This window comes from Methylococcus mesophilus (assembly GCF_026247885.1).
Taxonomy (GTDB): Bacteria; Pseudomonadota; Gammaproteobacteria; order Methylococcales; family Methylococcaceae; genus Methylococcus; species Methylococcus mesophilus.
On sequence record NZ_CP110921.1, the window covers coordinates 4,112,620 to 4,126,704 of the forward strand.

Annotated in this window: 6 protein-coding genes; 1 reads left to right on the top strand and 5 read right to left on the bottom strand. The window is 63.2% G+C overall.

Translation table 11 applies throughout. The features are described 5' to 3' along the window. Positions 1-311 precede the first annotated feature (311 nt). The 5 genes from cfa to OOT43_RS19390 all read right to left on the bottom strand — a co-directional run bounded on the left by cfa (position 312) and on the right by OOT43_RS19390 (position 13,269). Positions 312-1,469 (bottom strand): cyclopropane fatty acyl phospholipid synthase, encoded by a 1,158-nt coding sequence (cfa, locus tag OOT43_RS19370; protein WP_266022331.1) that lies wholly within the window; start codon positions 1,467-1,469, stop codon positions 312-314. A 100-nt stretch (positions 1,470-1,569) separates the two neighbouring features. After that, positions 1,570-3,003: an HlyD family type I secretion periplasmic adaptor subunit gene (locus tag OOT43_RS19375; RefSeq protein WP_266022332.1), complete on the bottom strand. Its 1,434-nt coding sequence runs from the start codon at positions 3,001-3,003 to the stop codon at positions 1,570-1,572. Between the two features lie 2 nt (positions 3,004-3,005). Then, positions 3,006-5,186, bottom strand: a complete 2,181-nt coding sequence (locus OOT43_RS19380; RefSeq protein ID WP_266022333.1) for a type I secretion system permease/ATPase — start codon at positions 5,184-5,186, stop codon at positions 3,006-3,008. Positions 5,187-5,990: 804 nt separating this feature from the next. Further along, entirely contained in the window at positions 5,991-12,431 is a 6,441-nt protein-coding gene (locus OOT43_RS19385) for a calcium-binding protein (protein ID WP_266022334.1), read from the bottom strand. 415 nt (positions 12,432-12,846) lie between these two features. Further along, on the bottom strand, positions 12,847-13,269 hold the full coding sequence (locus OOT43_RS19390) for a hypothetical protein (RefSeq protein ID WP_266022335.1): 423 nt from the start codon (positions 13,267-13,269) through the stop codon (positions 12,847-12,849). 514 nt (positions 13,270-13,783) lie between these two features. On the opposite strand from OOT43_RS19390, the gene OOT43_RS19395 reads away from it, so the two are divergent. Further along, a complete protein-coding gene (locus OOT43_RS19395) occupies positions 13,784-14,083 on the top strand; it encodes a DUF4160 domain-containing protein (protein WP_266022336.1) in 300 nt (99 codons plus the stop codon). The last annotated feature ends 2 nt before the right edge of the window (positions 14,084-14,085 follow it).

A 14,085-nucleotide genomic window follows, 5' to 3' on the forward strand; every position in this document is an offset into this window, starting at 1 on the left:
CCCCCCGCCCAAAAATCCCATCGAGACACCTGGGCACATGCCACCGAGTGTCCCGTCAGAAGATGAGTGCGCAAAAGTAGCCGTGTTTTGTTACGACGGTATTACTTGAAAATGACAATTGAGTTGCGGATCTGTGACATGAGCCGGTCGCTGCCCGTTTTGGCGCGCCGGCCTTGGAGGGGGGATTTGCTCCGAGGGGTGAGAGAATGGGCTCGGCGCTTTGACTCGGCGATCGAATGGGTTTGCGGGAGCGGGCTTCAGCCCGCGACCAACGGCGATCGCAGGCTGAAGGTCGGGTGATAGCCTTCGGCTCAACGTGGAGCGTCGTAGCGCTCGGGAAATCCCTTGGGCGAAAGCACGATCTGCCAGAGCTGGATGTAGCGAGCCCGGAATGCCCCGGCGAAGCTCAGCAGGTAAAAACGCCACATCAGGTAGAACCGGTCGCCGTAATGGGGGCGTAAAGACGGCCAGTGCCGTTCGAAGTTCGCGTACCAGCTCAGCAGCGTCCGGTCGTAGTCCGGACCGAAATTCTGCCAGTCCTCCATCACCAGGCGGTTTTCGGTGGCCGCGCCGATCTGGGCGATGGAAGGAAGCATGGAATTGGGGAAGATGTAGCGCTCCGCCCACGGATTGCCGTGGTTGTCCGAGGTGTTGATGCCGATGGTGTGCAGCAGGAACAGACCGTCGTCGGTAAGACGGTCAGCTACGACTTTCATATAAGTCGCATAGTTCTTGCAGCCGACATGCTCGAACATCCCGAGGGAATAGGCGCGGTCGAAGCGTCCGCCGATGTTCCGGTAATCCTTCAACTCGATCGTGACCGGCAGGCCCTGGCAGATTTCCCGGGCATATCGAGCCTGCTCCGCGGAAACGGTGACACCGTGAACTTCCACCCCGTACCTTTCCGCGGCGAACTTCGCCGCTCCGCCCCAGCCGCAGCCGATGTCCAGCACACGCATGCCGGGCTTCAGCCCGATCTTGCGGAACACCAGGTCCAGCTTGGCCTCCTGGGCCTCATCGAGCGTCGCGGCGTCCTTCCAGTAGCCGCAACTGTAGATCATGCGCCGGTCCAGCATCCGCCCGTAGAGATCGTTGCCGATGTCGTAGTGGCGCTGGCCGACGTGGAACGCCCGCGCCGCGTGCTGGAGGTTGAACAGGTTGGCCTGCAGGGCGGCGGCGACGTCCCGCCAGGAGCGGAAGCGGTCGGCCAGGCCGGCGCGGACGATGCGGCAGATGAATTCGTCGAGCCGGTCGCAGTCCCACCAGCCGTCCACATAGGACTCGCCGAGCCCCAGCGAGGCATCGGCAAACATGCGCCGGAAGAAGGTCGGGTCGTGGACCCGGATGTCCCACGGCCGGTCTCCGTCGACCCGGATGTCGGCCTGTTCCAGAAGCGATTCGAGCCGTTCGCGGCAAAAATCGTGATGGCTTCCCCGCCAGGGCAATGATTCCAAGGTATTGATCGGCATGGTCCGTCCTCCACCTTCATCATTCGGGCCCCGATATTCAACAACGGGAGGAGGACAGGAGCAATACGGGGAAATCCTGGGCCGACCGCCGAACCCGAACTCACCTTTCATGCAGGCTCTCGCTGGCGTGCTGAATCAGCGGGCTGAGGAAATATTCGATCACCCGGCGCGTGCCGGTCTTGATTTCCACGGATACCGACATGCCCGGAGACAGGTTGACGGTTTTCCCGTCCACCTGCATGGTGGAGCGCTCCGGCTTGACGCGGCACGAATAGATCAGCCCACGCTTCTCATCGTTGATCGCGTCGTCGGACACCTGGTCGATGCGACCGTGGACGGAGCCGTACTTGGTGAACGGAAACGTTTCCACCTTGATCTCCGCCTCCTGGCCGGCCCTGACGAAGCCGATATCCTTGTTTTCGACGAAGGCCTCGGCCTCCATCGGGTTGTCGTTGGGTACCACCATCATCAAGGGTTGGGCCGGGGTCACCACGCCGCCGACGGTATGCACGGCCAGCTGCTGGACCGAGCCGTCCACGGGCGCCGTCAGGACCATCAGTTTTTCCCGGACTTCGGCCTTGTCCAGCTCGTGCCGCAAGGCCACGGTCTTCTGGTCCGCTTCGTTCAGCGCGTCCAGCGTGGCCCGGCGCGTTTCCGCGGCCAGCGTGCCTTTTTGATGTTTCGCCTCCTGCAGCGCCGCCGAAAGCTCCTGAATCCGGCTCTGCTGAGCCGCCAGGTCGGCCTGCAGCTCGATGCGCGCCTGTTCCCGTTCGAGATAGTCGTGCTGGGACACGAATTTCCTGTCGACCAGGCGGCCGAAATCTTCCGCCCGCTTCACGGCGATGGGGAGCGTCTGCTCCAGCTTTCTGACGATTTCCCGCGTGGAGCGCAGCTCCGCTTCGCGCCGCTTGATGTCCGCATCGAGCTGGGTGAGTTTGGCATTCAGCTCGGCCCACTGCCCCTCCAGGACACGGGCCTCCTGCGCCATAAGGGACGCCGATACGCCGTCGACCGTTTCCAGTTTCGGCGGCACGTTGCGGACGATGGCTTCGAGAAAAGCCTTGGCCCGCGCCGCCTTCAGCCGGGAAAATTGGATGTCGTGCGCCAGCCGCTGGCTGTCCGCCCTGGCCATGGCGTCGTCGAGCTCGATCAGCACGTCTCCCGCCTTGACCTGCTGGCCGTCGGCCACGTGGATCGCCCGCACCACCGAAGTTTCCATGGGCTGGATGACTTTGGTCCGTGCGTTGGGAATCAGTTTCCCGGTGGCCGTGGCGACGATGTCGATGCGGCCGAAAACCGACCACAGCAAGGCGCACAGCGCAAACGCAATCAACAGCCACATCGCCACCCGCGGCGCCGGCGAGACCGGCGTATCCTGCAGAGCCAAGGCGGCCGGCAGGAATTCCATTTCGTGGCGCAGGCGCTCGGGCGTATCCAACTGCCTGCGCATGCGCCAAGCGTGGCGAAAGGCCTTGGCGTACCTTCGCACGAAATCGGCCCACGCCCGCCCCCGCAGCAGCCATGACCCGCCCACGCTCAAGTCCCCTGCTGCTGCAGACGGTAAAGATGGGCGAAATGGCCGCCCGGTCTCGCCAGGAGTTCGGCGGGTGTGCCCGATTCGACGATCTGTCCCTTGTCCATGACGACGATCCGGTCCGCGGCCCGCACGGCGGACAGCCGATGGGCGATGACCAGCACCGTCCGGCCCTGGCAGATCGCCTTCATGTTGGCCTGGATGATGTGTTCGGACTCGTAATCCAGCGCGCTGGTCGCCTCGTCGAAAATGAGAATGCGGGGATGGGTCATCAAGGCCCGCGCAATGGCTATCCGCTGGCGTTGTCCGCCGGACAGGGTGGCGCCGTGTTCGCTCACCATCGTGTCGTAGGCTTCGGGCAGTTCGAGGATGAATTCGTGGGCGCCCGCCAGCCTGGCAGCGCGGATCACCGCCTCCATCGGGGCGCCGGGATCGGCGAGCGCGATGTTTTCCCGGACGCTGCGGTTGAACAGAACGTTGTCCTGCAGCACCACCCCGATCTGGCGCCGCAGCGAGGATGCATCCACCTGCGCCAGATCGATCCCGTCGACGAGCACCCTTCCGCGTTCCGGCAGGTACAAGCGCTGCGCCAGCTTGGTGAGCGTGCTCTTGCCCGAACCGGAACGCCCGACGATGCCGATTACCTCGCCCGGCGCGATGCGCAGGCTGACCCCCCGGAGCACCTCGGCGCCGTCGGGGCGGTAGCGGAAGGTCACGTGGTCGAACTCGATCTGCCCCTTGATTGGCGGCAAGGTGCTCTTGTTCCCCGCGATTTCGGTGCGGGTATTGAGAATGTCGCCCAGGCGCTCCACCGAGATGCCGGTCTGCTGGAAATCGGTCCACAGTTGTGCCAGCCGCATCACCGGCGCGGCCACGTGGTTGGCCAGCATGTTGAAGGCGACCAGTTGGCCCACCGTCATCTCGCCGTCGATGACCAGCCGGGCACCCAGCCACATCGTCGCCACCGTGACCAGCTTGCCGATCAGGGAAACGCCGCCGTGCGCCACGGTCGCCAGCGTCGAGGTGCGGAAGCTCGCGGCGATGTAGGCCGACAATTGGTTGTCCCAGTGGCGGGTCAGTTGTGGCTCCACCGCCATGGCTTTGACGGTATCCATGCCGCTGATCGTTTCCACCAGAAAGGCCTGGTTCTCCGCGCCCCGGTTGAACTTCTCGTGCAGCCGTCCGCGCAGCAAGGGCGTGATGGAAAACGAAAGCGCCATGTAGCAGGGGAGGGACACCACCACGATCAAGGTCAGCCAGCGGCTGTAATACAGCATCACGGCGATGAACACGATCGAGAAGAACAGATCCAACACGAGGGTGACGGCGTTCCCGGTCAGGAAGCCGCGGATGTTTTCCAGCTCCCGCACCCGGGCCACCGAATCCCCCACCCGCCGGGCCTGGAAATACGCCAGCGGCAAACCCAGCAGGTGCCGGAACAGCTTCGCGCCCAGCTCGGCGTCGATGCGGCTGGTGGTGTGGGCGAACACATAGCTGCGCAGACCCGTGAGCACCACTTCGAAAACGATCACGATCAGAAGACCGGCGGCGATCACGTTCAGCGTCGTGAAGCCGTGATGAACCAGCACCTTGTCCATCACCACCTGGAAAAACAACGGCGTCACCAGGGCGAACAACTGCAGGACGAAGGACACCAGCAGAACTTCGGCCAGGAGCTTGCGGTACTTGACCACCGCCGGGATAAACCAGGTGAAGTCGAACTTCGCCAATTCCCCGGCCAGGGAAGCGCGGGAGGCGAACAGGACCAGCTCCCCCGTCCAGCGTTCCGCCAAGGCATCGACCGACAGGATTTCCGGCCGGCCCGTCGCCGGGTCGTGGATCAGCACCCTCGACTCGTCGGCGCGCGCGATGACGAAATAGTGCCCGTCGGAGCCCGGAGCGATGGCCGGCAACGGTGTCTGGCTCAGGCGCGACGGCTTGACGCGCACCCGCCGCGCCTGCAGGCCGAGCTTCCTGGCGGCGAGCAGCATTTCGACGATGCCGAAGGGCTGTCCGCCAGCCTTGAAATCGTGAGCCAGCTGCTCCGGTTCGGCCGCCAGGCCGTGAAAGCGGGCCACCAGGACCAGGCAGGCCAGTCCGGTGTCGCCGGCGTCCGTCTCCGGCGAAGGTTTCGCCGGGGCATGCCCCGGCGCGGAATCGCAAGCGTCGTCAAATTGATTCATAAAAACGAAAAGAGAGTAAGCGTTCCTCGTTGCCCCTTGCCGCTTCTCCCAGCGGGAGAAGGCTTGCTTTTTGAATACCTTTCTTCCGGGGCAATGCCGTTACTTGTAAAACGTTCTATAAAACGTATACAAATCTGTGAATCTCGATGTTGAATTAGAGCCTCGTCATTCCGCCATGGATTGATGCCGGGCTATCCTGCCCGGCACGCTGCGCGCGTGTGCAAATCCGCTCCCGGCGGATTTGTGGCGGAATCCAGGCACAGGGATGTGAACCGACGTCACCCTCCTTGGCCCTGGATTCATGCCGGGCTGTCCTGCCCGGCACCCTTCGGATCAGTGCCAATCGGCTCCCGGCGGATTGGTCCGGCATTCTCTACTGGAATGACGCTCGGCCTTTTTGTAACCCTCTTTATGGAACGATCTACTAGAAGTTAAGAAAGTAATGCCATATTGCGAGCTTCCCTGGCCCCGGCACTCTTCCGGAGGGAAAGGGAGCGTAACGACATCACTTTCTGTAACCGTTCATACCCCCCGCTCTTTTTTGCTGGGATCGCGGCCATCCTGGCCGCTTTTTCAGCGGGCGGGACTCCCGCGCTCCAAGGGGACTGAACGGTTACTACTTTCTTCATCCTCAGTAAGTAGAGCCGTTCGCCGAGCGGCTTGCCCTCAGCGCAGCCGAGAGAAGGGCTGGCCTTTGCCCCCTTCTCCCTCTGGGAGAGGGGCTGGGGATGAGGGGAAGAAGCGCTCACAAATAGAAAAAAGCCCACCGCGAACCCCGCGCTCGCGGGCAGCACTCCGTTATGCTCACTGCCAGTTCGCAGCCAAGGTCGGTGCCAGCGCATCCTGATAGTTCTGCGGCAAGGTGGTCTGGCCCGCGCCGGGCGGGGCAAAGCCCGCCATAGCGTTCACCAGGTTGTCCACCTGGCTGTCCAGCAGCGTCTTGCCATCGGCGGTGTGGAATTGCTCGATGTGGTAGGCCGTACCGGAATACCAGTTGCTGATGACCGTCTTGTCGCCCGACCCGATGATGCTGACTTCCAGGTCCGACCCCACCCGGCGGAACCAGAGCTGGTCGGCCGCCACGTTGTCGCCGAATGACAGAATGTCGATGTTGCCCGCGGTGGTATCGTAATCGCTGATCACGTCGGCCTCGGAACCCCGGCCAAACCGGTAGGTATCGTTACCTGATCCGCCGTCGAGCGTATCGTTGCCGGTTCCGCCGTCGAGGATGTCATTGCCGTTGTCGCCGTAGAGGGCGTCGGCGCCGTCGCCGCCGGAGAGGACATCGTCGCCGTTGCGGCCGTAGAGAGCGTCGTTGCCGGCGCCGCCGGTCAGGGTGTCGCTGCTGGCCAGTCCCTCGATCGTGTCGTTGCCGGCGGTGCCGGCGAACAGCCTGGCGACCACCGCCGCCGGGTCCCAGACGGTGCCGTCGGCGAAGACGATCCGCTGCAGCGGATTGTAGGGGTTGGCCGTGTCGGCGTTGTAGAAGAAGTTCTCCACCGTGACGAGGTCGGTGGTGCCGGCGAGGGTCAGGAACAGGGTATTGCCGTTGCGGACGATGCCGACGTCGGCCGCCGTGATGCCGTCCTTGAACTGCAGGGTGTTGAGCTTGCCGCTGGCGTTGTCGTAGTAGGAGCGGATCGTGTCCTGGCCATCGCCGCGGCCGAAGCGGTAGGTGTTGTTGCCCAAACCGCCGTCGAGGGTATCGTTGCCGGTCCCGCCGTCGAGGATGTCATTGCCGTTGTCGCCGTAGAGGGCGTCGGCGCCGTCGCCGCCGGAGAGGACATCGTCGCCGTTGCGGCCGTAGAGAGCGTCGTTGCCGGCGCCGCCGGTCAGGGTGTCGCTGCTGGCCAGTCCCTCGATCGTGTCGTTGCCGGCGGTGCCGGCGAACAGCCTGGCGACCACCGTTGCCGGGTCCCAGACGGTGCCGTCGGCGAAGACGATCCGCTGCAGTGGATTGTAAGGGTTGGCCGTGTCGGCGTTGTAGAAGAAGTTCTCCACGCCGACCCGGTCGGTGGTGCCGGTGATCGTCAGGAACAGGTGGTCGCCGGAGCGGACGATGTCGATGTCGTCCGCCGTGATGCCGTCCTTGAACTGCAGGGTGTTGAGCTTGCCGCTGGCGTTGTCGTAGTAGGAGCGGATCGTGTCCTGGCCATCGCCGCGGCCGAAGCGGTAGGTGTTGTTGCCCAAACCGCCGTCGAGGGTATCGTTGCCGGTCCCGCCGTCGAGGATGTCATTGCCGTTGTCGCCGTAGAGGGCGTCGGCGCCGTCGCCGCCGGAGAGGACATCGTCGCCGTTGCGGCCGTAGAGAGCATCGTTGCCGGCGCCGCCGGTCAGGGTGTCGCTGCTGGCCAGTCCCTCGATCGTGTCGTTGCCGGCGGTGCCGGCGAACAGCCTGGCGACCACCGCCGCCGGGTCCCAGACGGTGCCGTCGGCGAAGACGATCCGCTGCAGCGGATTGTAGGGGTTGGCCGTGTCGGCGTTGTAGAAGAAGTTCTCCACCGTGACGAGGTCGGTGGTGCCGGCGAGGGTCAGGAACAGGGTATTGCCGTTGCGGACGATGCCGACGTCGGCCGCCGTGATGCCGTCCTTGAACTGCAGGGTGTTGAGCTTGCCGCTGGCGTTGTCGTAGTAGGAGCGGATCGTGTCCTGGCCATCGCCGCGGCCGAAGCGGTAGGTGTTGTTGCCCAAACCGCCGTCGAGGGTATCGTTGCCGGTCCCGCCGTCGAGGATGTCATTGCCGTTGTCGCCGTAGAGGGCGTCGGCGCCGTCGCCGCCGGAGAGGACATCGTCGCCGTTGCGGCCGTAGAGAGCGTCGTTGCCGGCGCCGCCGGTCAGGGTGTCGCTGCTGGCCAGTCCCTCGATCGTGTCGTTGCCGGCGGTGCCGGCGAACAGCCTGGCGACCACCGTTGCCGGGTCCCAGACGGTGCCGTCGGCGAAGACGATCCGCTGCAGTGGATTGTAAGGGTTGGCCGTGTCGGCGTTGTAGAAGAAGTTCTCCACCGTGACGAGGTCGGTGGTGCCGGCGAGGGTCAGGAACAGGGTATTGCCGTTGCGGACGATGCCGACGTCGGCCGCCGTGATGCCGTCCTTGAACTGCAGGGTGTTGAGCTTGCCGCTGGCGTTGTCGTAGTAGGAGCGGATCGTGTCCTGGCCATCGCCGCGGCCGAAGCGGTAGGTGTTGTTGCCCAAACCGCCGTCGAGGGTATCGTTGCCGGTCCCGCCGTCGAGGATGTCATTGCCGTTGTCGCCGTAGAGGGCGTCGGCGCCGTCGCCGCCGGAGAGGACATCGTCGCCGTTGCGGCCGTAGAGAGCGTCGTTGCCGGCGCCGCCGGTCAGGGTGTCGCTGCTGGCCAGTCCCTCGATCGTGTCGTTGCCGGCGGTGCCGGCGAACAGCCTGGCGACCACCGCCGCCGGGTCCCAGACGGTGCCGTCGGCGAAGACGATCCGCTGCAGCGGATTGTAGGGGTTGGCCGTGTCGGCGTTGTAGAAGAAGTTCTCCACCGTGACGAGGTCGGTGGTGCCGGCGAGGGTCAGGAACAGGGTATTGCCGTTGCGGACGATGCCGACGTCGGCCGCCGTGATGCCGTCCTTGAACTGCAGGGTGTTGAGCTTGCCGCTGGCGTTGTCGTAGTAGGAGCGGATCGTGTCCTGGCCATCGCCGCGGCCGAAGCGGTAGGTGTTGTTGCCCAAACCGCCGTCGAGGGTATCGTTGCCGGTCCCGCCGTCGAGGATGTCATTGCCGTTGTCGCCGTAGAGGGCGTCGGCGCCGTCGCCGCCGGAGAGGACATCGTCGCCGTTGCGGCCGTAGAGAGCGTCGTTGCCGGCGCCGCCGGTCAGGGTGTCGCTGCTGGCCAGTCCCTCGATCGTGTCGTTGCCGGCGGTGCCGGCGAACAGCCTGGCGACCACCGTTGCCGGGTCCCAGACGGTGCCGTCGGCGAAGACGATCCGCTGCAGTGGATTGTAAGGGTTGGCCGTGTCGGCGTTGTAGAAGAAGTTCTCCACGCCGACCCGGTCGGTGGTGCCGGTGATCGTCAGGAACAGGTGGTCGCCGGAGCGGACGATGTCGATGTCGTCCGCCGTGATGCCGTCCTTGAACTGCAGGGTGTTGAGCTTGCCGCTGGCGTTGTCGTAGTAGGAGCGGATCGTGTCCTGGCCATCGCCGCGGCCGAAGCGGTAGGTGTTGTTGCCCAAACCGCCGTCGAGGGTATCGTTGCCGGTCCCGCCGTCGAGGATGTCATTGCCGTTGTCGCCGTAGAGGGCGTCGGCGCCGTCGCCGCCGGAGAGGACATCGTCGCCGTTGCGGCCGTAGAGAGCGTCGTTGCCGGCGCCGCCGGTCAGGGTGTCGCTGCTGGCCAGTCCCTCGATCGTGTCGTTGCCGGCGGTGCCGGCGAACAGCCTGGCGACCACCGCCGCCGGGTCCCAGACGGTGCCGTCGGCGAAGACGATCCGCTGCAGTGGATTGTAAGGGTTGGCCGTGTCGGCGTTGTAGAAGAAGTTCTCCACGCCGACCCGGTCGGTGGTGCCGGTGATCGTCAGGAACAGGTGGTCGCCGGAGCGGACGATGTCGATGTCGTCCGCCGTGATGCCGTCCTTGAACTGCAGGGTGTTGAGCTTGCCGGCGGTGGTGTCGTAGTAGGAGCGGATTGTGTCCTGGCCATCGCCCCGGCCGAAGCGGTAGGTGTTGTTGCCCAAACCGCCGTCGAGGGTGTCATTTCCCGTCCCGCCGTCGAGGATGTCATTGCCGCCGTCCCCGTTCAGGCCGTCATTGCCAGCACCGCCGTACAGCACGTCCGTGCCGTCGCGGCCGTACAAGGCGTCGTCTCCCGCTCCCCCATCCAAGACGTCCTTCCCCGCCCCGCCACTCAAAACATCATTTCCGCCTTGCCCGAACAGAATGTCCTTCTTCCCCGTGCCGCTCAGGTTGCCGCTGCCGACGGTGACGCGGAGGGTGGACAGCACGGCGGCCTGCTGGGGATCGCCGGCGGCGGCTTCGGCCCATTGGCGCAGGGTCTGCAAGCCGTTCCAGCCCAGTTCGGCCAAGGTCGCGCCGTTTTTCCGGTAAAGCTCCGCCAAATCGATCAAGGCGCTGGTGGGGTCGGCCTGCCGGATGGCATTGAGCCGGGCATCGAGAGCGGTGAAGTCGACGTTGACAGTACCATTGGCATCGACGCTGAACGCCAGGTCGTTGAGGTAGGGCTTGAGCCAGGTCTGGGTCGCGAGGGCGTTGTAGGCGGATTCCTGGAGGGCGGCATAGGCCTGCTTGAGCAGGTCGAGCCGCGGCTGTTCCATCATGCCGAGCAACAGCCGGGCGCCGGGGGTGACGGTGCTGCCGTCATAGCCCGCACCGATGTAATGGGTATTGAATCCCAGGGTGGTGCCGGTCGGCTGGCCGTTGACGACCTGCAGGAAGGGGTGGCCTTCGAAGGGTTCGAGCACTTTGACCAGGTGCTCGATCTCGGCGATCTGGGCCAGGATGTACGCCTTGCGTTCTTCGGTGAGGGTGGGGAGCCCCGTGGTCCGGAGGCCCGAGTCGGAATAGAGGAAATTGCCGTAAAGGGCGACATAGACCTCCTCCACGCTGACGCCGGGCGGCACGAAGATGAGGCGTTCGTTCTGCGCCAGGGCCGCCTGGAAGGAAGTCTGCAGGGTCGAGGTCGAGGCCCACTGGTCGAGCAGGGTGTCGAGGCGGCCCTGGAACTGGGCCTGGGTGGCGTCGTGCTGCATCGCGGCCAGGGTGGCGGCGAGGTCGGCCGAGAGGGTGGCGGCCTGGCGCAGGTCGCGCACGGCGCCGGAGCCCTGCATGTCCGGCAGGCCCTGGGTGGCGGCCGTGGTGGGCAGGGTATCGGTGAAGGTACGGTGGAAGGTGTCGCTGACCAGGTTCACGTCGGCCACGCTGCCGAGGGTGCCGGTGCTGCCGTCGGCGCGGATGAAGCTGCCGAGGTCGGCGATCTGGTTGCGGTCGGCCAGCACCTGGTCGTGCTGGGTCTTGCCGACATTGATGCCGGCGATCCCCAACTGGTTCAGGGTGAACAGCTCGCTGCCCTGGCTGGTGCCGTCCTGGTTGAGGTCGCGCCACAGGCGGAGGCCGGCGAAGGCGGCGTCGGCGGCGTTGAGGACGCCGTCGTGGTTGGCGTCCAGGTCGGCCAGGGCATCGAAGCCGTCGCTGGCCAACTGGCCGTTGGACTTCAGGGTGGAATCGCCGAACAGCTCGCGGCCGGAATCGATGAGGCCGTTGCCGTTGCGGTCCAGCACCAGGAAGGCGTCGTCGCCCTGGATCCAGCCCGAGCCGGTCTTCATCCCGTCGGCATCGTGGTCGAACAGGATGGGATGATTCGGATCGGCCCCGACCGTCTCGATGCCGTCGCCGTCGAGGTCCAGGACCAGGGGGTCGCGGCGGGGTGGGGTGTAGTTGGTGGAAGCGCCAAAGAAATCGGCCACCTCCTGCAGGATGGCTTTCGCGCCCTCCTCGCCGTAGATCGCACCGAAAAAGCCGGCTCCCAGCGTCAGGATGCTGGCGAAGATCGCGCCCACCGGGCCGGTGGCGGCAATCGGCAGCGTCGCCATGGCGGCGATTTTCGCAGCGGCCAAGCCCCCTGCGAGCCCCCCCACGAATCCCGCGGCCCAATCGGCCAGAATGGCGTTGGCGCGGGCCGTATCGCCGGCGGCATAGGCGGCGTGGGCATCGCTGGCGGCCAGCAACAAGCCCAAAGCATCCCCGAGGATGCCAAGTTTGTTGATTGAATTCAACGCTCCTGCGGCGTCGACTAGGCGTCCGCCTTCGCGGATGGCGTCCACCCCGCGGAGGAATTCAGCGCGTTGGGCGTCGTTCATCCCCTGGATCAAATTGTCGAAGGCCAGGAGGTTCGGGGTATCCGCGGGCAGATGGGTCGAGAGACCGGCCTGTGAGCCACCAAAAAACTTGCCGGTGTCTACGCCGGTGATGTTCCCCGCGCCATCGGTAGCAATGGCCAACCCCATCGACTGCAAGACGGAATTGGCCGATACCGCGCTGCGAACCGTGCTTAACGCACCGGCAGCATCGCCCGTACGGGTCAGCTCCGAATTGTAAAGCCGCACCAGATCGGCCTTGGGGATACCGTCGATGTGGGTGACATTGGGGTTGTCCAGCAGGGCTTTGAGTTCGGTTTGAGCGAAGACCCGATCAGAGGCGGCAAATGGGGTGAGAGTCCTGACGTCGCCTGTAGCAGCCTCTGCGAAACGGCGGGATGCGTCGTCCCACAAGCCTGGAACAACGCGTATGCCATTGTCATTGACGCCATTGATGATCCGGTTATAAGCCGCATCATCGTTGCCTAAGGCTTGCTTAAGAGCGATGTGGAAATCTTCGTTTTCGGTTCTCAGAAGCTCGAAAATTTCTGTTTGCCCAATGGTGGCGATCTTTCCTTGGTTATTCGCACCTAGATATTCGGCCGTCTTCCAGGCTGGCGTATTAACACCAATATTGCCGCTATAAAATAGGGTTATGGTGTCTGCCGATGCGCCAGGGATATTTACAGACAGTTTTCCAATCCGTTGTCTGAGCTCTTCTGTGAATTTGGCAAGTTGTTCAGAGGTTAGTGGTGTATTGTTTGAGTTTTGAGAAGCAAGCCAATCGATAACCGCCAGAGTATTGGCGCTCATAATTCTATCCCTCGGTTCAGTGGGTAGTTGGGAGTTGGATATTTATGATCACGTTTCTAAGGCAGTCTCTATCATAAAGCCACCCCTTTGCGTCAATGGCTTCTCGTATTAGCTGACAAATATCTTCTTGTTTTGACTGCAGAGGGATGGGAATATCAATGTCAAAAATATCCCAAGAAATTATCCTGCCAGTTTCCGGGCTGCTGCTAACCTTTGAGATTGCGGAAAACTTGATTATGTCCCCCTTCCAGATCAGTGCGTAGAATTCAGGAATCTCCGGTGTCCCTCCTCCTATAATAATAAGAACGGCATTCCGGTCTCGATCGATAGTCCAACGTTTTCGAGGGGCGATTGGGTGACCGCTTATTGGGTCTGTCAACCGGCTGAAGTCGAATTCGCCTTTAGTTTCTTCGGTTATCACTTCATTTATAAATGTCATGATATTCTCCTTCATTGAAAACTATCGGTTGTCATATGTTGCCTCTCATGTTAATCCCTGAATCAGTAGTATCAAATGTGAAGGCGTTTCTTGCGATAGGACTGTTGATATGCCGAGAACGGATATTTTCCATCAGTGCATCGCTGGTTTTGCTGCGGCTTCCGGGCTTGAAGATCATAGAGTCGACTTCCCAAAAGTCGTGCTGTCCTCCCTGTGGCCACGGACGCCCCACGACTTCCTTGTGGAACGGAGCGAAGCAGGGGAACTGCGTCAGAAGAGATCGGAAAGGTAGACTTATCCATGATTAACCTAGATGTTTGCAGTAGGAGTGTGGCAGGTTTTTTTGCCTATGCAAGGCGAAGCGCTGAGTTTTTTCGGTCAGGCCGCCTGCCGGATGGCGTTGGGCCGAGCATCGAAGGTAGTGCCTTGCGGCTGGCCTTTGACGACCGGCCTATCCGTTCAGCCGGCAAGGTAACCGGATTTTGCCGTTGCCCTCGCTCTGGCGTCAGATATCATGAAACCGGATTCATTGCGGCAGACTGGGAAGCGTCGGGTACCGACCATCAGCACGTTCTACGGAATGCTGATCCAAATGTTCTGGAACGATCACGCTCCACCGCACTTCCATGCGTTATACGCGGAATATGAAGTACTGATCGACATCCGGACCCTGGACCTCCGGGAAGGCGAGATCCCCCGGCAAGCCTTCGCCTTGATTCTGGAATGGGCGCAGGAGCATCGCGCCGAACTTATGGAGGACTGGGAGCCACGCGCACGCAATCAGCAGCCCAACAAGATTCGTCCCTTGCATTAAAG